Source organism: Lysobacter sp. N42 (assembly GCF_004344885.1).
In genome coordinates this window covers 26,348-52,706 of the sequence record NZ_SKFB01000010.1, presented here as the reverse complement: position 1 = coordinate 52,706, position 26,359 = coordinate 26,348, and the positions used below count along the sequence as shown (strand labels likewise).

General features: G+C 68.2%; 20 protein-coding genes and 3 pseudogenes. 4 read left to right on the top strand and 19 right to left on the bottom strand.

What is annotated here, in order from left to right; translation table 11 throughout:
- Positions 1-4: 4 nt before the first annotated feature.
- The 6 genes from EYQ95_RS15175 to EYQ95_RS15150 all read right to left on the bottom strand — a co-directional run bounded on the left by EYQ95_RS15175 (position 5) and on the right by EYQ95_RS15150 (position 6,120).
- Positions 5-1,033, bottom strand: a complete 1,029-nt coding sequence (locus tag EYQ95_RS15175; RefSeq protein ID WP_132328061.1) for a MoxR family ATPase — start codon at positions 1,031-1,033, stop codon at positions 5-7.
- A gap of 105 nt (positions 1,034-1,138) precedes the next feature.
- Positions 1,139-3,157, bottom strand: a complete 2,019-nt coding sequence (locus EYQ95_RS15170) for a type IV pilus secretin PilQ (RefSeq protein WP_132328060.1) — start codon at positions 3,155-3,157, stop codon at positions 1,139-1,141.
- 18 nt (positions 3,158-3,175) lie between these two features.
- Positions 3,176-3,709, bottom strand: a complete 534-nt coding sequence (locus EYQ95_RS15165; RefSeq protein WP_132328059.1) for a pilus assembly protein PilP — start codon at positions 3,707-3,709, stop codon at positions 3,176-3,178.
- Position 3,710: 1 nt separating this feature from the next.
- Positions 3,711-4,412, bottom strand: coding sequence for a type 4a pilus biogenesis protein PilO (locus EYQ95_RS15160; RefSeq protein ID WP_132328058.1), 702 nt, complete (start codon positions 4,410-4,412; stop codon positions 3,711-3,713).
- Positions 4,409-5,062: a PilN domain-containing protein gene (locus EYQ95_RS15155; protein ID WP_132328057.1), complete on the bottom strand. Its 654-nt coding sequence runs from the start codon at positions 5,060-5,062 to the stop codon at positions 4,409-4,411. Before EYQ95_RS15155 ends, EYQ95_RS15160 begins: the two co-directional genes overlap by 4 nt.
- A complete protein-coding gene (locus EYQ95_RS15150; RefSeq protein ID WP_132328056.1) occupies positions 5,062-6,120 on the bottom strand; it encodes a pilus assembly protein PilM in 1,059 nt (352 codons plus the stop codon). The genes EYQ95_RS15155 and EYQ95_RS15150 overlap by 1 nt, the downstream gene beginning before the upstream one ends.
- A 243-nt stretch (positions 6,121-6,363) precedes the next feature.
- Here EYQ95_RS15150 and EYQ95_RS15145 point away from each other — a divergent pair, with 243 nt between their 5' ends.
- Both EYQ95_RS15145 and EYQ95_RS15140 read left to right on the top strand, forming a co-directional pair.
- Positions 6,364-8,877 carry a penicillin-binding protein 1A gene (locus EYQ95_RS15145; protein WP_132328055.1) on the top strand — a complete coding sequence of 838 codons (2,514 nt, stop codon included), beginning with the start codon at positions 6,364-6,366 and terminating at the stop codon, positions 8,875-8,877.
- 173 nt (positions 8,878-9,050) lie between these two features.
- Positions 9,051-9,704: a hypothetical protein gene (locus EYQ95_RS15140; RefSeq protein ID WP_132328054.1), complete on the top strand. Its 654-nt coding sequence runs from the start codon at positions 9,051-9,053 to the stop codon at positions 9,702-9,704.
- 112 nt (positions 9,705-9,816) lie between these two features.
- Here EYQ95_RS15140 and EYQ95_RS15135 read toward each other — a convergent pair whose 3' ends face one another.
- The 5 genes and pseudogenes from EYQ95_RS15135 to EYQ95_RS15115 form a co-directional block, all read right to left on the bottom strand.
- The gene (locus EYQ95_RS15135; protein WP_132328053.1) at positions 9,817-10,425 is read right to left on the bottom strand and encodes a hypothetical protein; all 609 of its coding nucleotides are present in this window, start codon (positions 10,423-10,425) and stop codon (positions 9,817-9,819) included.
- A 2-nt stretch (positions 10,426-10,427) separates the two neighbouring features.
- On the bottom strand, positions 10,428-11,729 hold the full coding sequence (locus EYQ95_RS15130) for a citrate synthase (RefSeq protein WP_132328052.1): 1,302 nt from the start codon (positions 11,727-11,729) through the stop codon (positions 10,428-10,430).
- Positions 11,730-12,089: 360 nt separating this feature from the next.
- Positions 12,090-12,335: a type B 50S ribosomal protein L31 gene (locus EYQ95_RS15125; protein WP_132328051.1), complete on the bottom strand. Its 246-nt coding sequence runs from the start codon at positions 12,333-12,335 to the stop codon at positions 12,090-12,092.
- 84 nt (positions 12,336-12,419) lie between these two features.
- Positions 12,420-13,355, bottom strand: a complete 936-nt coding sequence (locus EYQ95_RS15120) for a nucleoside hydrolase (protein ID WP_132328050.1) — start codon at positions 13,353-13,355, stop codon at positions 12,420-12,422.
- A gap of 16 nt (positions 13,356-13,371) precedes the next feature.
- A pseudogene (locus tag EYQ95_RS15115) lies at positions 13,372-14,574 on the bottom strand (ATP-dependent DNA helicase RecG); the annotation flags it as partial.
- Positions 14,575-14,782: 208 nt separating this feature from the next.
- Between EYQ95_RS15115 and EYQ95_RS15110 the strand changes: the two are divergent.
- Positions 14,783-15,817, top strand: a complete 1,035-nt coding sequence (locus EYQ95_RS15110) for a nucleoid-associated protein (RefSeq protein WP_132328049.1) — start codon at positions 14,783-14,785, stop codon at positions 15,815-15,817.
- A complete protein-coding gene (locus EYQ95_RS15105; protein WP_132328048.1) occupies positions 15,814-17,013 on the top strand; it encodes a hypothetical protein in 1,200 nt (399 codons plus the stop codon). Before EYQ95_RS15110 ends, EYQ95_RS15105 begins: the two co-directional genes overlap by 4 nt.
- A gap of 5 nt (positions 17,014-17,018) precedes the next feature.
- Here the strand turns inward: EYQ95_RS15105 and EYQ95_RS27175 are convergent.
- The 8 genes and pseudogenes from EYQ95_RS27175 to EYQ95_RS15065 all read right to left on the bottom strand — a co-directional run.
- Positions 17,019-17,126: pseudogene (locus tag EYQ95_RS27175) on the bottom strand (antitoxin Xre/MbcA/ParS toxin-binding domain-containing protein); the annotation flags it as partial.
- Positions 17,127-17,344: 218 nt separating this feature from the next.
- Positions 17,345-18,097 (bottom strand): SseB family protein, encoded by a 753-nt coding sequence (locus EYQ95_RS15095; protein ID WP_132328046.1) that lies wholly within the window; start codon positions 18,095-18,097, stop codon positions 17,345-17,347.
- A gap of 10 nt (positions 18,098-18,107) precedes the next feature.
- Positions 18,108-21,087, bottom strand: a pseudogene (locus EYQ95_RS15090) (efflux RND transporter permease subunit); the annotation flags it as partial.
- Between the two features lie 360 nt (positions 21,088-21,447).
- Positions 21,448-21,969 carry a signal peptidase II gene (gene lspA, locus EYQ95_RS15085; protein ID WP_072756230.1) on the bottom strand — a complete coding sequence of 174 codons (522 nt, stop codon included), beginning with the start codon at positions 21,967-21,969 and terminating at the stop codon, positions 21,448-21,450.
- Between the two features lie 126 nt (positions 21,970-22,095).
- Positions 22,096-22,710, bottom strand: coding sequence for a cation transporter (locus EYQ95_RS15080; RefSeq protein WP_072756231.1), 615 nt, complete (start codon positions 22,708-22,710; stop codon positions 22,096-22,098).
- A gap of 44 nt (positions 22,711-22,754) precedes the next feature.
- The gene (locus EYQ95_RS15075) at positions 22,755-23,234 is read right to left on the bottom strand and encodes an MgtC/SapB family protein (protein ID WP_207916460.1); all 480 of its coding nucleotides are present in this window, start codon (positions 23,232-23,234) and stop codon (positions 22,755-22,757) included.
- A gap of 94 nt (positions 23,235-23,328) precedes the next feature.
- Positions 23,329-25,878, bottom strand: coding sequence for a heavy metal translocating P-type ATPase (locus tag EYQ95_RS15070; RefSeq protein ID WP_132328045.1), 2,550 nt, complete (start codon positions 25,876-25,878; stop codon positions 23,329-23,331).
- Entirely contained in the window at positions 25,875-26,327 is a 453-nt protein-coding gene (locus EYQ95_RS15065; protein ID WP_132328044.1) for a hypothetical protein, read from the bottom strand. Before EYQ95_RS15065 ends, EYQ95_RS15070 begins: the two co-directional genes overlap by 4 nt.
- Between the last annotated feature and the right edge of the window lie 32 nt (positions 26,328-26,359).

Below are 26,359 nucleotides of genomic sequence, written 5' to 3'. Positions count from 1 at the left end.
AACGTCACGGCAGCGGCACCCGGGCGAGCAGTTCGTCGACCAGCCGCCCGCCGTCCCAGCCTTCCGCCGTCGCCTCGAAGCTGGGCAGCACGCGGTGACGCAGGACGTCCGGCGCGATGCTGCGCACATCGTCGGGCGTCACGTAGTCGCGGCCGGCCAGCCAGGCATGGGCGCGCGCGCAACGCTCCAGCGCGATGGAGCCGCGGGGGCTCGCGCCCCAGGCGATGCGGCGGCCCAGCGCCGGCTCGTAGCGCCGGGCATCGCGTGAGGCCAGAACGAGTTCGACCAGGTAACGCTCCACCGCCGGCGCCATGTGCACGGCCAGCACCGCGCGCCGCGCCGCGAAGACGTCGGCCAGCCGGATGCGTTCGACTTCGGCCGGCGACGAGGCAGACGCCGTGGCATCGAGCATCGAGCGCGCCCGTTCGCGCGCCAGCCGCAGGATCTCGGTTTCGGTCTCCGCCTCCGGGTAGCCGATGCGCACGTGCATGAGGAAGCGGTCCAGCTGCGCTTCCGGCAGCGGGAACGTGCCTTCCTGCTCGATCGGGTTCTGCGTGGCCATCACCAGGAACAGCGGCGGCAGGGCATAGGTCGCGCGCCCCACCGTGACCTGGCGCTCGCCCATGGCCTCCAGCAGCGCCGACTGCACCTTCGCCGGCGCACGGTTGATCTCGTCGGCCAGGAGCAGGTGGTGGAAGATCGGCCCGGGCTGGAATTCGAAGCGCCCGTCCTGCGGCCGCCAGACCTCGGTGCCGGTGAGGTCGGCCGGAAGCAGGTCGGGCGTGAACTGCACGCGCGCGAAGTCGGCCTCCAGCCGCGCGGCCAGGGCGCGGATCGCGCTCGTCTTCGCCAGGCCGGGCGCACCCTCCACGAGCAGGTGGCCGTCCGCCAGCAGCGCGACGAGCAGGCGCTCGACCAGCACCCCCTGCCCCACGATCTCGCCCGCCAGCGCGCCACGCAGCGCGGTGAACAGCCCATGCAGGCGTGTGCTGTCTTCTGCGTCCATCCCGTCCTCGCCTCGTCGATACCGCATTCTGACCCGCGGCGCGCCGGCAGGTTCCTACGATGCCTTCACGGGTCCGCAAAAGCGAAACGGGGCCCGAAGGCCCCGTCGCGTTTCCATCGTCCCGGTGTGCGCTCAGCGCTGCGCGACCTTGAGCACCTTCGGCGTCACGAAGATCAGCAGCTCGGCCTTCTGCTTCGACCGGGCCTTGTTCTTGAACAGGTTGCCGAGGAAGGGGATCTCCGCCAGGAACGGCACCTTGGTCAGGTCCTGGCTGTCGCGGAACTCGTACACGCCGCCGATCACCACCGTCTGGCCGTCATCCACCAGCACCGCGGTATTGACCTCGCGCTTGCTGATCTGCGGCACGTCGCCGATGGAGGTGTCGACGAAGCCCTCGATCTCGTCCTTCTTGACCGCCATGTTGAGGAACACACGACCATCGTTGGTGATGGTCGGCGTGACGCGCATCTGCAGCACGACGTCCTTGAACTGGACGCTGGGCGTGGGCACGCCGCCGGCGGTGGCCGGCTGGATCGTGACGTAGCCGACCTCCTGGCCCTGGGTGATCACGGCCTCGCGCTGGTTGCTGGTCACCACGCGCGGGTTCGAGATCACCTCGCCACGACCTTCCTCCTGCAGCGCCGAGAGCTCCACGTCGAGCAGGTAACCGGCATTGAGGATCGAGAGGGCGAGCGAGCCCGCGGGGTTGGACACGCCCAGGTTGCTCATCAGCCCGCGCGTGATGGTTGCGGCGCTGAGCACCGGCGCCACCGGCGGCGCGCCGGTCGGATTCGCCTGGTAGGCCGCCAGTGCGGCGTTGTAGGCATTGATGGCCTGCTGGTTGGCGCGGTTGGTCGCGACCTGCGAGCCGCGAGTAGCGGTGTTCGCGTCGAGATCGCCGCTGAAGTAGGCGTTGTCCTTGCTGCCACTGACGCCGAACTTGGCCCCCAGCTCGCGCGCGAAGTTCTCGGTCGCGATCACCACGCGCGCCTCGATCACGACCTGGTCCACCGGCCGGTCGATCACGCGGATGAGTTCCTTCATCTGCGCGACCTTCTTGGGGATGTCGCTGATCATCAGCGTATTGGTGCGCTCGTCCGCCACCAGGCGGCCGCGCGGCGACAGGAAGCCGGTGTCGTCGTTGTTGGAACCGCCCGCGCCACCGCCGCCACCGGACGATCCGCCGCCGCCGATGCCCTTGGCCTCGGTCAGCGCCTTGTAGATCTGCACGGCGTTGTGGTAGTTGATCTGCACGTACTCGGTAACCAGGTCCGTGCGGTTGTCGAGCGCGATGCGCGCGTCTTCCTTGTCCTGCTCGTACTTGGCGATCTCGGCCTGCGGCGCGACCCAGACCACGTTGCCGTTGCGACGCTTGTCCAGGCCCTTGGCCTGCAGGACGATGTCCAGCGCCTGGTCCCAGGGCACGTTGATCAGGCGCAGCGTGACGTTGCCCTGCACCGTGTCGGCGGCCACGATGTTCAGGCCCGACTCCTCGGCGATCAGCTGCAGCACCGTGCGCACCGGCACGTCCTGGAAGTTGAACGTCACCGGCTTGCCGGCGTAGCGCGGCACGGCGTTGGCCGCGGCCACCTGGCCGGCCGCCGTCTGCACCGCCGCGGTGGCGCCCATCGCGCGCGTGGAGGACGCGGCCTTGGGCACGATCTCGACGATGTACTCCCGGCCGGTCTGGTAAGCCATCGAGTCGAACGCGCCGGACGTGTCGAGCACCAGCTGCGTACCGCCGCCGGAGGCACGCGGGCTCACCCGCTGCACCGGCGTGGCGAAGTCGGTGACGTCCAGCGTCCGGCCGAGGTTGGCCGGCAGCACGGCGTTGCCGACGTCGACGACCACCGACGACCCCTGCTTGCGCAGGTCGGGCGCGGCGCCTTCGCCGGAGAAGCGCACGATCAGGCGGCCCGAGCCGTCCTGCCCGCGCTTGAAGTCGATCGCGTCCACGGCCACGGTGCCGGGCAGCTGCTTGCCCGGGTCGAGGCTGGGCGACGGCGCAACGGCCGGGGCGGCGGGCGCCGCCTGCGGTGCGGCCTGGACGCTGCTCAGCGCGGCGAGAAGGCCGACGGCCAGGCCCGCCGAGCGGGCTCCCAGCGACGAGGGGCGTGCCGTCCTTCGGGTCTTGGCGTTGAATGCGGTCATGTTGCTCTTCCCCTCAGCTTATTGATCGTCGAGTGCCACGGTCGCGGGGCGTTCCAGCCAGCCCCCCGCCCCGTCGGGCACCAGCTCCACGAGTTCGATGCGGTCTTCGTAGATCGCGGTCACGCGTCCGTCGGACTGCCCCATGTAGACACCGGGGCGGACGCGGTAGGTCACCTTGTCCGGCGCCATCACCAGCGCCACCAGCCCGGCCCCCTTGCCCAGCGTGCCGACCATGTCGAGGCTGTCGAGCGGGAAGGCCTCCAGGGGCTGCTTGCGACGCGCCGCGTCCGGCCGCGGGCCCGACCCACCCTCGTCGGTGAAGGCCCGGCTGAAGGGATCGCGCAGGCCCTGCGCGGCGTACTCGAAGGTCTCGAACTGCTGCATCACCGGCAGCGGCTCCAGCGGTGGCGCGGGTCTGGCGCGCACCTCGGCCACCCACTGCTCGAGGTTGGGTGCGTCGCCGGGCTTGCTCGTCACGCCACGCGCGCAGCCGGTGAGGGCCACGATGCCCGCGCAGAGCAGCAGCGGAATGCGATGGTTCGTGCGCGCCATGTCAGGCCCCTCCCTGCGCACCGGCCTTGCCGGCGGCGGCCTGCTGGCCGTCCGGCTGCGCGGCCTTCTGCTGTTCGGCCACCTCGCTTTCGTCGAGGTAGCGGTAGGTCTTGACCGTGCCGGACAGCTCGAGCATCCCGGTGCCGGCCGTGATGGCGGCGTTCTGTTCGCCGGCGCCACGCGGCTTCAGCGAGATGTCGTGCATGGTCATGATCACCACGCGCGGCAGCGAGGCCACGCCGCTGACGAAGGCGCCGAACTGGTGGTAGGACCCCACCATGCGCAGCTCGATCGGCTTCTCGGCATAGAAGTCCTTCGGCTGCTCGGGGCCCGGCTGGAACAGTTCGTTGGTGATGCCGGTGGCCAGCGCGGTCTGCGAGATGTCGACGATCAGGTCGGGCATCTCGTTCTTGCTCGGCAGCTGGCGCAGCATCTGCTGCAGCTGGGCCTCCATCTGCACCAGCTGCTGCTTGAGCGCGCCCAGGTTCGCGGCCTGCCCCTGCTTCTTCTCGAAGTCCGCGCGCAGTTCGGCCTCGCGGCGCTCGAGCGACTCCAGCTCCTCCGCCCGGCCGCTGATGAACAGCTGCCAGGACAGGAAGAGGATCACGAGCGCGACGAGCGCGAAGAAGACGATCTTGGCCTGTTGCGGCCAGGATCCGATGTTGTTGAAGTCCAGGTTCTTGATGTCGAATTTCTTGCTCACGAGGCGGCTCCTTGCGAGGCGGGCGCGGCCGGCGCGGCGGCAGGCGCGGGCTCGCTGCCCGCCGCCGGTGCGTCGGGCAGGCCGTCGCCGTCGGTGTCGGCCGGCGCGTTCGGATTCGCGAGCGTGACCTGCAGCTTGAACTCGTAGGGCAGCCCCTTGTCCTCGCCCTTGGCCTCGATCACCGAAAGCTCGGGGTTGGTCATCCAGCCCGAGCCCTCCAGGTTGCGCATGTAGGTACTGACGCGCGCGTTCGACTGCGAGCGCCCCTCGAGGGTGAGCAGCTGGTCGTCCTGCTTGATCGACGTCAGCACCACGCCGTCGGGGATGGTGCGCACCAGCGAGTCGAACAGGTGGACCATCTGCGAGCGGCTGGCCTGCAGCTTCTCGATCACTTCCTTGCGCGCGAGCAGGCGGCCCTTGGTCTTCTCGAGCTCCTCGATCTCCTTGATCTGGGTCTCGACCTTGGCGATCTCGCCCTCGACGAAGGCGTTGCGCTCGCGCTGGCCGTCGATCTGCATGCCGAAGTAGTAGCTGATCCCGAAGGCCAGCAGCACCGCGCCCAGCGCCGAAGCGCCGAGCATCAGCGTGAACTCCTTCTGCCTCTGCTTGCGGCGCTCGGCGCGCCACGGGAGGAGGTTGATCCGTGCCATCAGTCGAAGCTCCTCAGCGCCAGGCCGCAGGCGATCATCAGCGACGGCGCGTCCTGCGCGAGCGCGTGCGGCTGCACGCGCGGGCCGAGCGTCATGTTGGCGAGCGGATTGGCGACCATCGTCGGGATGCCAAGCTGGTCCTCGAGCATGCGGTCGATGCCGGTGATGGAGGCACCGCCCCCGGCGATCACGAGCTGGTCGACGCGGTTGAACTCGCTGCCCGCGTAGAAGAACTGCAGAAGGCGGCTGATCTGCTGGACCATCGCCTCCTTGAAGGGCTCGAGCACCTCGGTCTGGTAGCCCTCGGGCAGGCCACCCTGGCGCTTGGCCTGGCCGGCTTCCTCGTAGGACAGGCCGTAGCGGCGCATCACCTCGTCGGTGAGCTGCTTGCCGCCGAAGACCTGCTCGCGCGAATACAGCGTGCGCCCGTTGCGCAGCACGTACAGCGTGGTCATGGTGGCGCCGGAGTCGACCAGCGCGACCAGCCCGTCCTTCGGCGTCTTCAGCTGCTCGGCCAGCAGCGTGAAGGCGTTCTCGATCGCGAAGCTCTCGACGTCCATCACCTTCGGGGTGAGGCCGCCCAGCTCCAGCGCCGAGGCGCGGATCTCGACGTTCTCCGACCGCGAGGCCGCCAGGAGCACCTGTACGGTGTCCGGCGTGTTCGGCATCGGGCCGAGCACCTCGAAGTCGAGGTTGACCTCCTCGATGGGGTACGGGATGTAGTTCGCGGCCTCCAGCTCGACCTGCGCCTCCATCTCGTCGCCGTCCAGGTCGGCCGGCATCGGGATCACCTTGGTGATCACGGCCGAACCCGCCACGGCGGCCGCGGCATGGCGCGCCCGCGTGCCCGACCGGGTCAGGGCACGCCTGATGGCCTCGCCCACCGCCTCGACCTCGACGATGTTCTTCTCCACCACGGCATTGGGCGGCAGCGGTTCCACCGCGTAGTGCTCGACCCGGTAGCGGTTGCCGGCCCGCGAGAGCTGCAGCAACTTGACGGCGGTCGAACTGATATCCACGCCGACGAGTGCCGGCTGGCTCTTTGTGATCACGCCCACTTCGATCTCCCCACGCCACAGGCGTTTAGACGCACTTCTTGCGGCACTGCCTAGATAACGGACTTTTCACGGCATGGCAACCGTGACATCACGATTCGTGATCGGATCCGACAAAAACCCGTCGGACCCAATCTGAACCGCTTCACCGTCCGCCGCCGGATTTCCGGCGTCCCCTGCGTCCGGGCCGGTGGGCCGGCTCCTCTATACTGCCGCCCCCTCGGTTCTGCAACCGGAAACGTGCCAATGCCCCGTCTACGCCGCCTGCTCCGCTGGGCCCTGTTCGCATCCGCGGGTATCGCGGTGCTGGGGTTGATCGCCGCGGGCGTGCTGTACGCCGTCATCGCCCCGAAGCTGCCGGACGTCGAGACGCTTCGCGACGTGCAGCTCGAGGAGCCGATGTACGTCTATTCGCGCGACGGCAAGCTCATGGCGCTGTTCGGCGAGGCGCGGCGCTATCCGGTCGACATCGAGAAGGTCCCCGAGCGCCTGAAGCAGGCGTTCCTCGCGATCGAGGACGCGCGGTTCTACCAGCACCACGGCGTCGACTACAAAGGCGTGGCCCGCGCCGTCTGGCTGCTGGCGACCACCGACGGCCGCCGCGTGCCGGGCGGGTCGACCATCACGCAGCAGGTCGCCCGCCAGTTCTTCCTGAGCTCGGAATACAGCTACACGCGCAAGCTCGCGGAGATGCTGCTGGCGATGCGCATGGAGCGCGAGCTCTCCAAGGACGAGATCCTCGAGCTCTACCTCAACGTCAGCTTCTTCGGAAACCGCGCCTACGGCGTCGCCGCCGCCGCCGAGTTCTACTACGGCAAGACGCTGGACCAGCTGACGCTGGACGAGATGGCCTCGCTGGCCGGCATCCCGAAGTTCCCGTCGGCGGCCAATCCGATCAGCAACACCGAGCGCGCGAAGGTGCGGCGCGACTACATCCTCGACCGCATGGCCGAGCTGAAGTACGTCAGCCGTGCGGAAGCCGAGGCGGCCAAGGCCGTGCCGATGCATGCCAGCCCCCACGAGCGCCCCGTGCAGGTCTACGCGCCCTACGTGGCCGAGATGGTGCGCCAGGAAATGATCGAGCGCTTCGGGCCGGAAGCGCTGACCAAGGGCTTCCACGTCACCACCACGATCGACCCGACGCTGCAGGCCGCCGCCGACAAGGCGCTGCGCGACGGCCTGCACACGTACGATCGTCGCCACGGCTGGCGCGGCCCGGAAAAGCGGGTCGAGCTCGGCGCGGGCGACGATGCCGCCGCGGCCTCCCGGCGCATCCGCGACCTGGACGCGCAGGGCGACCTGCTGCCCGCGATCGTGCTGTCGAGCGCTTCCGGCGGTGCCGAGTTCGCCTTGAAGGACGGCAGCACCGTGCAGCTGGAGCGCAGCCAGGGCTGGCCCGGCGCGTCGCTCGGTGCGCTCAAGCGCGGCGACGTCGTGCGCCTGCGCCGCATCGTGCCGGAGAGCAAGGACGGCGAAGCGTCCGAATCGTCAGCCGTGACCTACCGCCTCGACCAGCTGCCACGCGCGCAGGCCACGGTGGTGTCGCTGGAGGCCATGACCGGCGCCATCCGCGCGCTGTCGGGCGGCTACAGCTTCGCCGGCAACAAGTTCAACCGCGCCACCCAGGCCAGGCGCCAGCCGGGCTCGAGCTTCAAGCCGTTCGTCTACGCCGCCTCGTTCGAGCGCGGCTTCAACCCGGCCTCGATCGTGCTCGACGCGCCCGTGGTGTTCCGCGACCGCCGCGGCCACCTGTGGCGCCCGCAGAACGACACCGGCAACTTCGCCGGCCCGATGCGCCTGCGCGAGGCGATGGTGCAGTCGCGCAACCTCGTCTCGGTGCGCCTGCTCGACGCCATCGGCGTGGACTACGCGCGGCGCTTCATCAGCCACTTCGGCTTCGAGGAGAAGGAGCTGCCGCCGAACCTGTCGATGTCGCTGGGCACGGCCTCGCTGACGCCGCTGTCGGTCGCGCGTGGCTATGCCGTGTTCTACAACGGCGGCTTCCGCGTCACGCCCTGGTTCATCGACACGGTGAAGGACCGCAACGGCGCGGTCGTCTTCAAGGAAAAGCCCGCCACGGGCTGCCACGGCTGCGGCGGCGCGGCCACCGCCACCGGCGGCCAGGTCAAGGCCCCGTCGACCGTGGTGGACGGCTTCGACCTGGGGCCCGCACCGGGCGCGGCTCCTGCGCAGGACCAAGCGAAGGCGACCGCCGGCGCCGACACGCCGCCGCGCAAGCCGGTCGACACCAGCAAGATGCTGCTGGCGCCGCGCGCGATCGACGAGCGCATCGCCTACCAGATCGTCTCGATCCTGCGCGACGTCGTGCAGCGCGGCACCGGCACCGCGGCCAAGGTGCTCGGCCGCGAGGACGTGGGCGGCAAGACCGGCTCCACCAACGACCACCGCGACGCCTGGTTCTCCGGTTTCGGCGGCCCGTACGTCACCACCGTCTGGGTGGGCCGCGACGACTTCAAGTCGCTCGGCTACCGCGAATACGGCGGCAAGGCCGCGCTGCCGATCTGGATCGACTACATGCGCGTGGCGCTCAAGGACACGCCGGTGCAGCCGAACGTGCCGCCGGACGGCATGGTCAAGGTCGCGGTCGGCGCCGGTGGCCGCCTGATCCCCGGCGGCGAGGGCGGCGTGACCGAGTGGGTCAAGGCCGAGGACCTGGAGCGCATGGAGGCGGACATCGACTACGGCCCGTCGAGCTCGCAGGAGAACGCGGCATCCGAGGAGTCGTTCGACATCTTCTGACCGCGTGGCCCCTCACGCAGCGGAAGGCCCCGCCCGACAGCGGGCAGCCTGCTGACTGTCCGGACAATGTGGCGCACCCGCGACCACGGCGACCACGGGCGGCGTGCTAGCTTGCGCGGGCCGGCTCCTCGGCCGGCGGCGGTCCATCGCCTCGCCTGCCACGGAGCCCCGCCATGCGCCCTGCCCGTCAGCACGCACACCAGCATGCCCAGTCCCGGCTCCGCGAGCGGCGTGAGCGCCTCGCGGGCGAAGCCGCGCGCCTGATGGCCGAAAGCGGCATCGCCGACTACCACCAGGCCAAGCTCAAGGCAGCGCAGCGCCTGGGTATCCGCGACGACGCCTCGCTGCCGCGCAACAGCGAGATCGAGGCCGCGCTGCGCCAGTACCAGCGCCTGTTCGGGCGCGACGTCGCCGACGAGCTGCAGCGCCGGCGCGAGGCGGCCCTCGAGGCGATGCGCTTTTTCCGCCACTTCGAGCCCCGCCTGGTCGGCCCCGTGCTCGAAGGCACGGCGGACGCGCGGTCGCCGGTGATGCTGCACCTGCACGCCGACGATGCCGATGCCGTGGGCCGCTTCTTCGACGAGCACGACGTTCCCGCGCAGTCCCGCAGCCGCCGGCTGCGGCTGGACCGGCATCGCGATGGCGAATTCCCCACTTGGGTCTTCAGCGCCGACGGCCTGCCCTTCGACGTGACCGTGCTTCCGCTCGACGTCCTGCGCCAGGCGCCGCTGTCGCCCGTCGACGAGAAGCCGATGCGACGTGCCAGCGCGGCGCAGGTGCGCCAGCTCCTGGCCGGGGCCGGCAGCGGCGACGCCGTCTACACCTGACCGGACGGATCGACGCCCCGGGGTGAAGCGGCGGGGGCCGCCCGCCGGTGCAGGTCAGGTCACCGGATTCCCGCCCGCTCGGGCCGTCGATCCGGGCCACCGGCGAGCCGCGTTAGACGCGCCGGTGGCCGGCGGCGTGGCCCGCCCAGCCGAAGACATTGAGCTCGATGGCGGCGAAGGCGAGCAGCCACAGCGCCGCGTCCCAGGCGTCGAGCCAGGTGCCGGGGCCGCCTTCGGCAAGGCCCATCGCCAGCCAGGCGACGAGGAACGACGCCAGCGCGACATACAGGCCCAGCGTGATCGCGTGGCGTGCGCGATGGAAGTGTCGGCGGGCGGGCGAGACCCGCACCTCGAGCTCGAACGCGACGACCACCGCGAGCCATGTCAGGGAATTGGCCAGGTCCAGCCACTCGCGCTGCACCGCGTAGGCGACGCAGGAAGACATCACCGCGAGCGATGCAAGCATGCGAAGCCCATGCGCCGCGATGCGGCCGCGCCTGCCCATGGGCCAGCCGCCGGTCTCCCACTCGAACAGCAGCAGGAGGACCACCCAGGCACCGGTGTCGAGCTGTTCGACGGGCGTGCCATGCAAGCCGTACAGCGCGACGTTGAGCGCGAGCAACGCGTACACGCACCACTTGAAGGCCGCGAACGCGGCGCCCGGAACGACGAAGCCGCGGGCGGGCCGCGGCTTCGTGACGTTGAACGCGTCGGCGCGCATGCTCAGCGCTGGTCGACGCCCACGTAGTCGCGCTGGGTGGCGCCGGTGTAGATCTGGCGCGGACGGCCGATCTTGTTCTCCGGGTCGTTCTGCTGCTCCAGCCAGTGGCTGACCCAGCCCGCGGTACGCGCGATGGCGAACATCACGGTGAACATCTCGACCGGGATGCCGAGCGCCTTGTAGATGATGCCCGAGTAGAAGTCGACGTTCGGGTAGAGCTTGCGCGCGACGAAGTACTCGTCCTTCAGCGCCGCCTCCTCGAGCTTCATCGCGACCTCGAGCAGCGGGTCGTTGATGCCCAGCTTGCCGAGCACGTCGTGCGTCATCTTGCGCACCAGCGCCGCGCGCGGGTCGTAGTTCTTGTAGACGCGGTGGCCAAAGCCCATCAGGCGGAAGCCCGAGTTCTTGTCCTTCGCGCGGTCGACCGCGGTCTGCACGTTCTCCGGGCGGCCGACCTCGGCCAGCATCTTCAGCACCGCCTCGTTGGCACCGCCGTGCGCCGGGCCCCACAGCGCGGCCACGCCGGCGGCGATGCAGGCGTACGGGTTTGCGCCGGTCGAACCGACCAGGCGCACCGTCGAGGTCGACGCGTTCTGCTCGTGGTCGGCGTGCAGGATGAAGAGCAGGTCCAGCGCCTTGGCGGCGACCGGGTCGAGTTCCAGCGGCTCGGCCGGCACTTCCTTCATCATGTGCAGGAAGCGCGTGGTGTACTCGAGCGAATTCTTGGGGTAACGGATCGGCCAGCCGATGGAGTAGCGATGGCAGGCGGCGGCGATCGTCGGCACCTTCGCGATCAGGCGGATCGCGGCGAGGCGGCGCTGCTCCGGATCCTCGAGGTCGAGCTCGTTGTGGTAGAAGCTCGCCATCGAGCCCAGCATGCCCACCAGCATCGCCATCGGATGCGCGTCGTGGCGGAAGCCATACAGGAAGGTGCGGAAGGCCTCGTGCATCATCGTGTGATGCGTGACCTCGTGCTCGAACTTGTCGAACTCCTGCTTGCTCGGCAGCTCGCCGTTCATCAGCAGGTAGGCGACTTCGAGGAAGCTCGACTTCTCGGCCAGCTGTTCGATCGGATAGCCGCGATAGAGCAGCACGCCCGCATCGCCGTCGATGTAGGTGATCGCCGACTTGCAGCTCGCCGTGGCGGTGAAGCCGTTGTCGTAGGTGAAAGCGCCGGTTTCCTTCGGCAGCCTGGAAATGTCGATGCACGGCGCGCCCAGCGTGGGATGCAGCACGGGCAGGGTCACGTTGGCGTCGCCGGCGGTCAGGGTGACCTGCTGCAGGCCGCTGTTGGTCTCGGACACGGAACGCTCCTATGAGGCGGGCGGCAACGTAGCCGCGGCTGGAGGAGGAAGGGCTTTCGCGGGCTCGCCGCAAGCCGCGGATTATCGCACATACGCCACCGCAGGCAGGCGTCGACGAAGGTCCAATGGATCGCGCGCGCGGAACGGACCGTACGCACGCGCCACCTCGTTGCGACGTCCCCGGCCCATGCGCCGGCGGACGCGATACCGTGCGCGGCCCAGCGCGAGCTGGCGTCGATGCGGCCGGCACGGAAAAGCCGAAAGCCCGCCGAGGCGGGCTTTCTCAAGGCACCGGCGCCCCCGCACCGGCGGGGATGGCGATCCGTGGAGCCGGACGCGATGGTGCGCCCGGCCGGACCGTCACTTCTGCGCGTAGCGCTTGCGGAACTTGTCGACGCGACCGCTGGTATCGACGATCTTGTGCTTGCCCGTGTAGAACGGATGCGAGGCCGACGAGATGTCGACCTTCACCAGCGGGTACTCGTTGCCGTCCTCCCACTTGATCGTCTCCTTCGAGGCGAGCGTGGAACGGGTGAGGAAGGAGAAGTCCGTGGTGACGTCCTGGAAGACGACTTCGCGGTACTCGGGATGGATGCCGGCCTTCATGGCATTCACCAATATCGGATTCGGGGAGCCCGGCAGTATACGGGCGCCCCTCGCCCCGTGCAAGCCACGTGAGGGCGGCGCGGCTCAGCCGGCCGCCAGCGCGCGGCGAATGCGCCCCTCGAAGCGGGCCTGGTCGTAGCGCAGCAGGATGCGGCAGTTGTCGGCCGCCCCGCCCTCGCGCCGCCAGTCGACCACGGTCGCGCCGCGCGTATGGCGGCCCTCCAGCTCGACCGCCACCGGCCGCTCGATGAGTTCCAGCGCGCCGTCCGGCTCCAGCGCGAAGGCCATGGCCAGCGCATCGGCCGAATGCCAGTGATCGCCGCGGCGGTCGCTGGACCATTCGCGCGTCTGCTTCGAGATCGCGTCGTAGAACCGTGCGCGCGGGCTGTCCGCCCGCAGCCAGGCTTCGAAGCCCGTGTGCGCGAAGCCATGGGCGACCGTCGCCTCCCAGTCGGCCAGATCGATGCGCGCGAAGGCCTCGAAGACGATGTGCGCGGCCTCGGGATCGAAGGCGACGTTGAACTCGGCCGCCGGCGTGATGTTGCCGTGCGCGGTGACCGCGCCGCCCATGACGACGAAGCGGCCGATGCGCTCGGGCAGCGTCGGGTCGAGCTTGAGCGCGAGCGCGATGTTGGTGAGCGGGCCCAGCGCGACCAGCAGCAGCCGCCCGGCGTGCTCGTGCGAGAGCCGGATCAGCGCGAGCGCGGCGTGCTCGGCCGCAGCTTCGCGGGTGGCGGGCTCGTAGCCCGTGTCGCCGAAGCCGTCGCGCCCGTGCACGTAGGCGGCGTCGCGCGCGGGGTGCAGCAGTGGCGACGCGCAGCCCGCGTAGACCGGCACGTCGACGCCGGCCACCTCGCAGAGCTTGAGCGCGTTGGCGACGGTATGGCGAAGGCCGACGTTGCCGGCGGCGATGGTCAGGCCGACGACCTCGTGCCACGGGTCGTCGAAGGCCATCAGCAGGGCCAGCGCGTCGTCCACGCCGGGGTCGGTGTCGATCAGGAGCGGGATGCGGTCGTTCATCGGGCGATTATGCGACTCAGGCCGAGGCATAGCGCACCGCGCCGCCCACCCAGCGCGCGACGATGCGCTCGGCCAGCTGCGGCGCGCTTTCCGCGATGCGTTCGCCCAGCGCCTGCACGCGCGGCAGCAGGTCGGCGTCGCGCTGCAGGTCGGCGACGCGGAATTCGGCCAGGCCCGTCTGCCGCGTCCCGAGCAGTTCCCCGGGGCCGCGCAGTTCGAGGTCGCGCTCGGCGATGACGAAGCCGTCATTGGTCTCGCGCATCGTCGTCAGGCGCTCGCGCGCCATCTGCGACAGCGGCGGCTGGTAGAGCAGCACGCAGCTCGATACCGCGCTGCCCCGCCCTACCCGGCCGCGCAGCTGGTGCAGCTGCGACAGGCCGAGGCGCTCGGCGTTCTCGATGATCATCAGCGAGGCATTGGGCACGTCGACGCCGACTTCGATCACCGTCGTCGCCACCAGCAGGTCGGTCTCGCCATTCTTGAACGCGAGCATGGCCGCCTGCTTCTCGGCCGGGCGCATGCGGCCGTGCACGAGCCCAAGCCGCAGTTCCGGCAGCTGCGCGGTGAGTTCGTCGAACGTGGTCTGCGCGGCGCGCGCGACGACCTCGTCGCTCTCGTCGATCAGCGTGCACACCCAGTAGGCCTGCCGGCCTTCGGCACAGGCGCGGCGGATGCGCTCGACCAGCTCGGGGCGCCGGTCGGCGCCGAGCACCACCGTCGTCACCGGCGTGCGGCCGGGCGGGAGCTCGTCGATGGTGGAGACGTCGAGGTCGGCATAGGCCGCCATCGCCAGCGTGCGCGGGATGGGCGTGGCGGTCATCACCAGCTGGTGCGGAACGCTGCGCGCCTGGCGATGCTCGCTCGCGCCCTTGTCGACCAGGGCCAGGCGCTGGTGCACGCCGAAGCGGTGCTGCTCGTCGACGATGGCCAGGGCCAGGTCGCGGAAGGCCACGCCCTCCTGCATCAGCGCATGGGTGCCGACCACGACCTGCGCGGCCCCGGAGGCGACGTCGGCCAGCACCTGCGCGCGAGCACGCCCGGTGACCTTGCCCGCCAGCCAGGCCACGCGCACGCCCAGCGGCTCGAGCCAGCCGCGCAGGTTCACCAGGTGCTGCTCGGCCAGCAGCTCGGTCGGCGCCATCAGCGCGGCCTGCTTTCCGCTGCCGACCGCCAGCAGCGCCGCCATCGCCGCGACCACGGTCTTGCCCGAGCCTATGTTAGCAAGCTCCCTTCCAGACATTTTGTTTAAGGTAGAGCCCGCTCGTGACTGAACCCTGTGCGATCTCTCCAAGCTCAAGCATCTAGGTCCAGACGCCCAATGTGTTCGCCTAGGCAGCCTTCGCAGCTGATGAGGCCGCGCCGTGAACGTCTCGGTCCTAGCGACGCCCTCCCGTATGCTTGGGAAACCTGAATAGAGATCCGAGTCTATGGACGCTGTAGCTGAGCCTTCGGTACGGGTTGAACAAGTCATCGTGCATGACCTGATCAAGACCAAGCACGGCCCAGCGACGACCGATCTGCGACAGACGCAGCTCGCGGTCACCCCACTTGTCCAACGCGTCATCGACACGCTCGCACTCGAGTATCGGCGCCGTGCCTCGAAGTCGCACGGTCGGTTCGTCGACGATCCCGACAATGTGCCCGTTCCGGGCTGGATTCGCCTCTACGCCATCGAGAAGAGTCTCGACTTCGTCTCGTTGACCCATCACATGCTGGGGACCCTGCGGGACCGCGCAGACCAGCAGCCTGGCGCGACCGGCGGCCACGTACTGATCGCACACATCATCGAGCCGGAGGGCGATGGAGCGCTCCTGATCGCCGTGCTGACCGAAGAGGTCGGCGCAGCCATCAACGAAGCCAAGGATATGGCTGAGGCGCGCTATCTGAATATGAAGAGCTTCCGGTATGCCGGCCGGGTCAACTTGACGGGCTTGGAGGCGGGCGCGGAGCGCTATGTCAGTTTCCTTCGGGGTACCGGTAAAGATGTATCTGATTACTTCAAGCTGTTCCTGGGGTGCGACACGACTATCGTTGCCCTCAAGGAAACGCAGAAGCTCACGGCGCTGTTGCGAAACTTCGCGACGACTAAAGGCATGGACGATGCGGAGCGCACCGCCTTCCTCAAGGATGCGAACGACATCTGTGTCGCATTGGCGCAGTCAGGAGATGTTTTCGAGGTCGAGCATTTCTCGAACCGGCTTTGGCCACGGGCGCCACTTGAACTTGTTGCCACCCTGGAAGATCCGGCTACCGGGCTATCAGCGGGCTTTGTCCCTCATAAGTCGGGTTTACGCGACCTCGTGAAGTTCTCAGGTGGGCGACGGGGGGTTTGGAAAGTCGAATTCGAACGGCAGGCGCTTCAGGAAGGCGACGTCGTGTTCGACCGCAAGGAGGAAACCCTGACCTTCCGGGACCTCCCAGCCGATCTTCTGGCTCGTTTGCGGGAAGAGAGTCCGGAATGAGCCAACGGCTTTCCTTCGCGCACCTCAAGACGATCTACTCGGCGTGGAGCTACGACTCTGCGACCGGGGAGGCGGAGTTGCGCGTGGAAAGTCCTGAAGTTGCTCACGCCATTACGGTAGCCCTCGACGACTTCAACCTGGACGACTCGGGTCTGTCGCTGATGCACGGTGATCTGACGAAGCCTCTCGTCGGCCAGACCCTGCGCATCGCCGTGGGACCCCCTCGTGGCGGCCTTGGTCTGTTTTTCTCCAGCCTGAGCGCTCTTCTCAAGCTTCCCCGCGCGCGCGTGGCAGAACCCCGAGAGTACTTCCTTAACGGCGCTAGCTCCGCGGTTTCGCAGGATCTTCTATCGCGCTATCGGGCGGTACTGACGCTCGTGGGTCTAATGGCGGAAAGCGCTGCGTACCTAGATCGTGAGCACGCGCAGCTGGTGTTCGTAAAGGACGGCAAGTTCGTTGTCCCGGTTGACTACTCTGCGGCGGAACTTGAGGCACTCAACGCGTCGGCGATAGATCGACTCAGGGACGCATTCGCGCAGGATCTTCATAGGGAACAGAAGCTCGCGATCCTTGGCGATGAGATCGTCACCATGGCGCAGGCAGAGCCGCTTCATCGGCGCTTTCGCGTCTTGCTGGCGAATCTCGATAAGCTCGCCGATCGCTTCTTCGCGGGCTACCGGCTTTTTGCGTCGAACTTCTCGTATCAGAAGATTCGCAGTGAGCTCGAAGAGGCGCGACTGGAGTACACGGGCAAGATCCACAAGACACTGACCGACATCCAGAGTCAGCTGCTTACGATCCCGGTTGCGACTGTCATCGTCGCCACACAGCTCAAGAGAACGGCCAGCGTAGACGACATCTTCTGGGCAAACAGTGCTGTCCTGCTTGGTGCATTCGTCTTTGCGGGCTTGCTGTTCCTCATGATCCGAAACCAGACGAAGACCGTCTCGGTCGTGGCAGGCGAGGTCGACCGTCAGCGCACGAAGCTGCGAACCGAACACCCGGACGCCACGGCGACGTTTGACGACGTCTTCGCGTCTCTGGACGCGCGGATTCGGGACCAGCGCGTGATCCTCAATGTGGTTCGGGGGATTCTGGCTCTCGGGCTGGCATTGGCGGCAGCTGGGTACCTGCTGCTGACGGGCCCGGTGTGGGCAGCGGTTCGCGGCGCATGGCACCACGTCCTCGGCGCGTAAAGCTGTTAGCGATCCACGCGCCCTAGGTAGTTGCGGACGGAATCGAGCCCTGTCGGCGCTGCAATTACCCGAATAGGCGGCTGCCCGAGCTCGAGATTCGGGCCACGCATCCATGTTCTCGCCGCTCCTAACCCCCGCTAGACGTTCAAGCCGAGTTGCAATGTCGATCAGCGCTAAGGCGTTGCACCATTCACCGGTCGCTGGCTCGAGCTGAAGCTGTTGCTCTGATCGATGCTTCCCAAGCAGGGCGGCGATAGCTTCCTGATCGAGACCCAGCCACTCAGCGGCACGAATCGCCGCTTTTGCAAGGGTCTGCCGGGCTCTGAGGTCGTTATCGATCATTAGACGAAGCTTGACTCGATGCTCCATCGTATCCGCGGTGCCACAGCGGACCAATGTGTGACGCGACGAGCCACTCCGGAGGTTCACCCGAATCGTAGACAGTGACATCCACAGGGAGGCGGGGTACCTGCGGGCACGCGACCAGGGCGACCCCCACAGCCCTCACGGCTTGCTCCGAATAGAGCTGGCTCACCGCGAGGACGACGAGCAAGCCGGACGTGCGTTGCGGCTCCTCGCGCGCCACCTCAAGTAGATATACCTCGCTGATCGCCTTGAACGACAAGGCGGCGCGTACAGCGGCCTCGCCGATCCACGCATCTTCCGGTCTGGCTGCTCTGACGACAGTCGGATCGCCAGCGTCGTGCCGCTGAACGATCGGCACGCAGCCACTGCGGAGCAGCGCCACGATCTCTTCTGGATAGAGCGTGCAACTCACGTCATTGGGGTCCAGCATCCATGTGGCGCCCGGTGCTGACTCGAAGAGTTCTCGTCCCACCACGGCGACTACCCTTGCAGCGCCTCGTGCTGCGGCATGTGCTTTGACGTCGTCGCTGAAGACCGGAATCACAGTGATTCCGTCCGGCCGCGTGAAGCAGATCAGTCGCACTTTTCCGCTGTCGTCCGAGAGCGGGAGGTGGACGTACAGGACGGCCGTGAGCAGCGCCTGGAAGAACGCAGGCTCCTCCATGGGATTCTCGATCGCTCGCGCCTGCAGGCGCGCCAGCTGCTCAGGGGTCGTCATGCCCTAAGTATTACGCAGGCCGACCCTGCATGCACCCGGCGGGCCAAAGCCCGCCGGGTGTCGAAGGGTACAGACTAGCTCGCTGGAACTCGGCGAATGTCGCCGTCCCTGTGCAACCAGCGATAGAGCGCTGGCAGCACGATGAGCGTCAGGAGGGTCGACGACACGATCCCGCCGATCACGACGGTGGCGAGTGGACGTTGAACCTCCGAGCCGGCCCCGACATTCAGGGCCATGGGCACGAACCCAAGCGAGGCCACGAGCGCTGTCATCAGGACAGGGCGCAGGCGACCGATCGCACCGTCTACGATCGCATTGTCCAGCGGGTCGCCCTGCTCCCGCAGCTTGCGGATGAACGCGATCATGACCAGGCCGTTGAGTACGGCCACGCCCGACAGTGCGATGAAGCCCACCCCCGCCGAGATCGAAAGCGGGATGCCACGCAGCGCCAACGCGACGACGCCGCCCGTGAGCGCGAGCGGCACTCCGCTGAACACGATCGCCGCGTCCTTCGCTGATCCAAACGCCATGAACAGCAGGCCGAAGATGATCACCAAGGTCACGGGAACGACGATTGCCAGCCGGCGGCTGGCCGAGATCAGCTGCTCGAACGTGCCGCCGTAGTCCACCCAGTAGCCCGTGGGCAGCTTGACGTCGGCACGGACGCGTCCCTGCAGCTCCTTGACGAAGCTGCCGAGGTCCCGGTCACGCACGTTGGCCGTCACCACGATCCGTCGCTTTCCGTTCTCGCGATTGATCTGGTTCGGTCCGGGCTTGGTGTCGATCTGTGCAACCTCACGCAATGGCACGGTCTTGGGGGTGCCGGCAGCCCAGCGCGCATCCAGTGCGGACTCGTCCGGCTCGGCCTCGCGAAGCGGGATCGGCAGATCGAGCAGCGCGGCCGGATCCAGGCGCAGCTCCTCGGGCAGGCGAACGACGATTTCGAAGCGACGATCGCCCTCGAAGAGGTGACCGGCGACCTCGCCGCCAATGGCCGTCGCCACGGTCTCCTGCACATCCCCCGGGTTGAGCCCGTAGCGCGCCAGCGCAGCGCGATCGGGCGTCACTGTCAGCAGCGGAAGGCCTGTGACTTGTTCGGCCTTCACGTCGGCGGCGCCATCAATCGAGGCGAGCACCCGCTGGATCTGCGCACCCGTGCGAACCAGTTGCTCGAGATCATCGCCATAGATCTTGACCGCCACATCGGCGCGCACGCCCGAGATGAGCTCGTTCGTCCGCATCTGAATGGGCTGGCTGATCTCGTAGTTGCTGCCGGGGATCGCCTCGAGCGCCTCTTCCAGCTCTTCTATGAGCTCCTGCTTGGGCTTTCGCGGGTCCGGCCATTCCTCACGCGGCTTGAGGATCACGAATGTATCGCCCATGGACGGCGGCATGGGGTCGCTCGCCACTTCCGCGGTGCCCAGTTTGGAGAAGACGCGCTTGACCTCCGGAAAGCCGGCCAGCGTTCGCTCCAGCGATTCCTGCATTCCGATCGCCTGCGTCAGGCTGGTGCCGGGGATGCGGATGGGCTGGATGACGATGTCCCCCTCGTCCAGGTTGGGGATGAACTCCGAGCCCAGGCGGGTCGCCAGCAGGCCCGAGAGCACCACCAGCGCGGCCGCGCCGGCCATCACCGCCATACGGCGTCGGAGTGCCCACGCCAGGATCGGCTTATAGCGGCGCCGGACCCAGGCCACGAGCCGGTTCTCCTTTTCCTCGACCTTGCCATTCAGGAAGACGGCGATCGCGGCGGGAACGAAGGTGAGCGACAGGATCATCGCGCCGGTCAGCGCGAGGACCACCGTGATCGCCATCGGATGGAAGAGCTTCCCCTCGATCCCGCTCAAGGCAAAGATCGGCAGGTACACCGCTCCGATGATGCCGAGGCCAAACAGACTCGGCCGGATCACCTCCGCCGTGGCGGAGGCCGTGACATCAAAGCGTTCCTCGTCGGTCATCTTCCGGCCGAGGCTGTGCTGCATCTCCCCGAACCGGCGCAGGCAGTTCTCGATGATGATCACCGCGCCATCGACAATGAGGCCGAAATCCAGCGCGCCCAGGCTCATGAGGTTGCCCGACACGCCGCCCCGCACCATTCCCATGATGGTGAACAGCATCGCCAGCGGGATGACAGCTGCGGTGATCAGGGCCGCCCGGATGTTGCCGAGCAGCAGGAACAGCACGACGACGACGAGCAACGCACCTTCGATCAGGTTCTTGGAGACCGTATGGATGGTGCGGTCGACCAGGGCCGTGCGGTCGTAGACCGGCTCGGCGCGCACGCCCTCCGGCAGGCTGGCATTGGCCGCCTCCAGACGGGCACCCGCCGCCTGCGAGACCTCGCGGCTGTTGGCGCCGACCAGCATCACGACCGTGCCGACGACCACCTCGTGCCCGTTCTGGGTCGCGGCGCCCGAGCGCAGCTCGCGCCCCTCGGCCACCGTGGCGATATCGCCTACCCGGATCGGGACGCCACCGCGCCGGTCGAGCACGATGCTGCGGATGGCATCGAGGTCCCCGACCTGCCCGGGCACGCGGACGAGGAACTGCTGGCCGTTGCGCTCGATGTAGCCGGCGCCCACGTTCTGGTTGTTGGCCGAGATCGCCGAAACGACGTCCCGCAGCGTCAGATTGAGCGCGACCAGCTGGGCCGGGTCCGGGGTGATGTGGATCTGGCGCTCATACCCACCGATCGTGTTGACTTCGGCGACCCCGGGTGTGTTGCGCAGCTGCGGGCGGATGACCCAGTCCTGCAGCGTTCGAAGGTCAGTCGCGGTGTAGGGCGTGCCGTCTTTCTTCAGCGCCTTGGCATCGGCCTCCACGGTGTACATGAAGATCTCGCCAATGCCCGTTGCGATGGGGCCCATCTCGGGTTCCATCCCCCCGGGCAGCTGCGAACGCACCTGCTGGAGTCGCTCGGCCACCTGCTGGCGGGCAAAGAAGATGTCGGTACCGTCCTTGAAGACGACCGTGACCTGCGAAAGCCCATAGGGGGTACAGCCGAGATACGCGCGAAACTACACAACAGATTGCATTTTTGTCTGCTAGATCAAGGGCTTGCCCGAGATTTTTTTGAACGAGCAGCGTGGTCTCTGGACGGGAGCGTCAATAGGACAAGTCCTACGGCCGGGGGTCAGCCGAGATACGTGTAAAAACAGTGCACAAACGCTGTTTTATCTTTCTGTATCAAGCGCTTAGATGGCTCGTGAGCGATGGCGTACCCCAGCGCGGCGCGGCGTCTGCGCGTACCTGCCGCTTCTGGCGCCGCCGTGCCGCCATGCGGGTCGCGCGGCGTCGGCGCGCGGGGCTACTCGCGCGTCGCCCTCGCTTACCAACGCTCGCTCGCATCGTCACCGACCCGCGCGCCGCGCGCCCGGTGACCGCTGGCGTCGCGCGGACACGCCCTCTGAAAGGACGAGCCCCACCACGCCGACCACGATGGCCACGTCGCCCAGGTTGAACGACGGCCAGTAGTAGTCCTTCCAATGCCACTGAATGAAGTCCACGACGTGTCCGCGCGCGATCCGGTCGGCGGCATTGCCCAGCGCGCCACCGATGATGAGCGCATATGGCGCAGCCTGCCGCCAGTCGGCGCGCGGCAGTCGCTTCAGGGCGATGCCGAGAGCGACGGAAACCACCATCGCCAACACGCTGAAGAACACCTGCTGCCACCCGCCGGCGTCGCTCAGAAGGCTGAAGGCCGCGCCCGTGTTGTACGAGCGGTACCAGTTCCACAGGCCGTCGATGACGGGAACCGGAGTGTATTCGGGCAGGTGCGTCAGTACCCAGGCCTTGCTCCCTTGGTCGATTGCGATCACGGCCGCCGAGAGCAGCAGCCAGACCATCGCGGACCGAACTTTTCGGGTGTCCATACAGCGCTCACATTGTTGTGAAGAGAGATCAGGCCGCTTCGCAGCGCAGGCACGTCCTTCGCTTCGTCCGGAGCGCCCCGCGCGCGGCCCGGTCCGCCGGCACCGCTTCCGTTCGCCTCCGGCCGGTCAGGCACGCCGCAGTTCCGCCCACGCATCGCGCGTCACGCGCATGGCGGACCTGAGGAACAGCACCAGCAGCGCGGCGGCGACCACGATGTCCGCCCATCCGGAGCCGGTCAGCCAGACCGCGCCCGCCGTCAGCAGAACGGCGACGCCTTCCATCACGTCGTTGCGGGAGCACTCCCAGGACGACGCCATGTTGATGTCGCCATGCCGGAAGGGTGTGAGCAGTCGCAGGCAATAGACGTTCGCCGCCAGGTTCAGTACGGCCGCCACGGACATCGTGTCCAGTGCCGGGGCCGAGGGCTCGCCGATGCGGATGGCGAGCTGGACGGCGACGCCCATTGCCGCAGCGAGGATCAACGCCGCCTTGAGCAGGCTGACTCGCGCCTTCCAGGGGGCCGGGCGGCCGACGACAGCGAGGCTTGCGCCGTACGTCAGCGCATCGCCCAGGTTGTCCAGCCCACCCGACAACAGGGACACCGATCCGCTCGCCAGCGACGCGACCAGCATCATCGCGAAGGTAGATGCATTGATCGCGAGCACGATCTTGAGCGCCCGCCGCTGCTCCGCCTGCAGGCGTTCGACGTCGGGCCCGGGCCCGCAACATGCCTTACCCATGGATCGCTTCCTCCGTCACGTCGCTTGTCGCCTGTCCACCGCACTCACTTCCGGCCGCCATCGGGGACCAGGCGCGGAATCACGGCGGTCACGAACAGAGCCACGCCCGTGGCGATGATCGCCAGGAGCGCATTGCCGAGCCCGGCAGCGACGCCGATCGCCGAGGTGAGCCAGATGCTCGCCGCGGTGGTCAGCCCTTCGACACGCATGTCCCGCTGCAGCTTGAGGATCGCGCCGGCGCCGAGGAAACCGATACCCGACACCACGCCCTGGACGACCCGCGTGTTGTCGGCCTGCGAAACGCCTGCGTAGAGCGGCGCCATCACGAACAGCGCCGAACCAACGGACACCAGGATGTGAGTCTTCAGCCCTGCCGATCGCTCCTTCTTCTCGCGCTCGTACCCGATGGCGCCGCCGAGCACCGCCGCCAGCAGCACTCGAAGGCTGCTGACCAGCATGACCGAAGCGCCGGGCATAGCGAACTCCGCCGCCAGTGCAGCCGTGAGGTCGGTGGGCATGTTCATGACACCGCCCGGTTCATCGGGCAGCCGTGCGGGCAGGCTCGCCGGCCCGACGCCATTCGAAGGGCCGAGTGCGGCACGTATCCGCCTCGCCGGCTCATCGAGCGGCCTCCCGATAGGCAAGCAACCGCAGCGCATTGAACACGACCAGCAGCGTGGAGCCCTCGTGCACCGCTACCGCGGGCCCGATGCCCAATCCGAAGATCGTGGCGGGAACGAGAACGGCGACGATGCCGAGGCTCACGTACACGTTCTGCAGGATGATCGCGCGGGTCTTCCGGCTGAGCCCGACCGCGAACGGCAGGTTCGACAGGTCATCGGCCATCAGTGCGACGTCGGCGGTCTCCATCGCCACGTCGGACCCGGCGGCGCCCATCACCACGCCCACGGTCGCGCTAGCCATGGCGGGCGCATCGTTGACGCCGTCGCCGACCATAGCCACCTTCTGTTCGGCCCTCAGCTTCTTGATCGCCTCGACCTTGTCCTGTGGCATCAGATCGCCCCAGGCCTCATCCAGCCCGACCTCCCGGGCGATGGCCTCGGCCACCTTCTGATGGTCGCCGGAGATCATGATCATCCGCCGGATGCCCATCGCCTTGAGCCGAGCGAGCGCCGCCCTGGCTGCTTCGCGGGGCGTATCCATGAGGCCGATCGCGCCGAGGTCGTCGCGGCCGCGACGCACGACCATGCTGGTGCGCCCCTGCTCCCGAAGCGCGGCAATCGCGGCGGCCATCTCGTCCGACAGCGGCGCGATCCCATCCGTGCCGAACATCTCGGCCTTGCCGATGTAGACCGTTTCGCCCGCGAGTTGCGCTTTGACGCCGCGGCCAATGAGGTTTTCGAGGTCGGTGGCCGGGGGCACGTCGGCGCCGCCGAGGCGCGCGCGCCCGTCGGTCGCGATCGCGCGAGCCAGCGGATGATCGCTGAGGCTCTCGACCGCTACCGCCACGCGGAGTAGCTCGGCGGGGTCCACGCCGCGAACCGGGACCACATCGGTGATCCGGGGCTTTCCCTCGGTCAGCGTGCCGGTCTTGTCGAAGGCGATGGCCGACAGCGAGCCGAGGTTCTCCAACGGTCCCCCGCCCTTCACCAGCACGCCGCCGCGCGCCGCACGGGCGATGCCGGACAGCACGGCGCTCGGCGTCGCGATCGCCAGCGCGCACGGGCTGGCCGCCACCAGCACGGCCATCGCGCGATAGAAGCTTTCCCGGAAGGGCTCGTCCACCACCACCCAGGCAAACAGCAGCAGCACCGCAAGCACGAGCACGGCCGGCACGAAGATGCGCTCGAAGCGGTCGGTAAAGCGCTGCGTCGGCGACTTCTCCGTCTCCGCCTCGCTAACCATACGGACCACCTTCGAGAGCACGCTGTCGCTGGACTTGCGCGTAACCTCGATGTCGATGACGCCACTTCCGTTGATCGTGCCGGCGAAGACACGGTGCACGGCGTCGATGCCGTCCGGATTCGCGCGGGCCGCCGCCGGGTCGGTCACCGCGCGCTTGTCGACGGGGATGCTCTCGCCGGTGACCGGCGCCTGGTCGATGCTGCTGTCGCCGGCGACGATGAAGCCGTCGGCCGCCAGGCGGGAATTGGGCTTGACGACCACGACGTCGCCGAGCGCGAGCTCCTCCACGGGGATGTCGACCAAGGCCCCGCCACGCCGCACGGTCGCGGTCCGCGGCGCGAGTTCGGCCAGCGCCTCGATCGCCCGCTTCGCGCGCCCCATGGCGTAATGCTCGAGGGCATGCCCGAAGCTGAAGAGAAACAGCAGGAGGGCGCCCTCCGCCCACTCGCCGAGTGCGGCTGCGCCCGCTGCCGCCACGAGCATGAGCGCGTCGATTTCGAACCGCTTCATGCGCAGGTTGTCGATCGCCTCGCGCGCCGTGAACCAGCCGCCGAATGCATTGGCCCCGACGTAGGCGGCGAGCGGAATCCAAGACGGCACCGCCGCGAAGCGCTCGAGTAGGAAGCCGAGAAGGAGCAGCGCACCGCACGCCAGCGCGAAGTGCAATTCCGTCCCCGACCAGAAGCCGCCGTCGCCGTGGGAATGGCCGTGCGCGTCGCCCCTGTCGTGCGTGTTGGTCGTGTCGTGCGCGTCGAGTTCATCGTGCGCCGCATGATCGGAGTGCCCGTTCCGCGCGCCGTGCGTGCCCTGCGCGGGCGCGGCGGCCGCGGCCTGTCGACTCGCTGCCATCGCACCCGACGTGCCACTGTCACCCGCCAGGCGCTCGAGCTCAACGCGAATGGCCTGCTCCGAACTGACGGTTCGATCGAATTCCACGCGCGCCACGCCGCTCGCGCCGACCGCACCATCCAACACCCCCGGGATCGACCGCAGGTGCTCGGTGAGGGTGCGCGCCCGTCGGGCGTGCGGCATGCCAACCTGCCAGGTCGCATGCCCGAACTGCGCCGCCACCTGTGCACCCGCCGCGCTCACCAGCTGACGGATCCGCGGCAGCGTCAGCACCGCCGGGTCGTAATGCACGCACAGCTGCGGGGGCGTGAACTCGGTCGCCGCAACGACGTGCGCCTTAGAAACGCCCTCTCGCGCCTGCAGGTCGGCGAGCAGCCGGCCGACACAGCGATCGGCTGCGTCGGTCACCTCGGGGAGGACGAGGGGAATGTCGATGCGAAGCGGGTCGGTCATGGGCGATGTCCTCGGTTCTCGACGCGGTGGCCGGTGGGTCGAAAGGGAAACGCGAAACGACCGCGCACAACTGGAGACCCGCAAACGGGCGGGTGGATCGCCGCGCGCCTGACACGGTCGCCACCGGTGTAATTCGAAGATCTCGGCACCAGACGAGCGCATCCATCGGCCAGGGCTAACGAGGCCTGACGCGTTTCCGCGCGCATTCGGACCAGACTGAGGACGCCGAACGCGCGACGGAATGCCGCTTCCCGCACCTCGGTGTGCCGTGGAGAAAGACGGCCGGCGACGATCGCCAGCAGGATCGTGTTGAACGCGAAGCCGGCCAGTGTCGGCGCGGCGAACGTCCCGAGCCCGATGCGTTCATGGAAGACCTCCGGCACCGACAGGGCGCGCCACACGAGCGGCATGGACGTCGCGGTGAACAGGACCGCGGCGGCTGCGATCACCCCGCCGACCGGGACCCCGCGGGGCCCCGGTC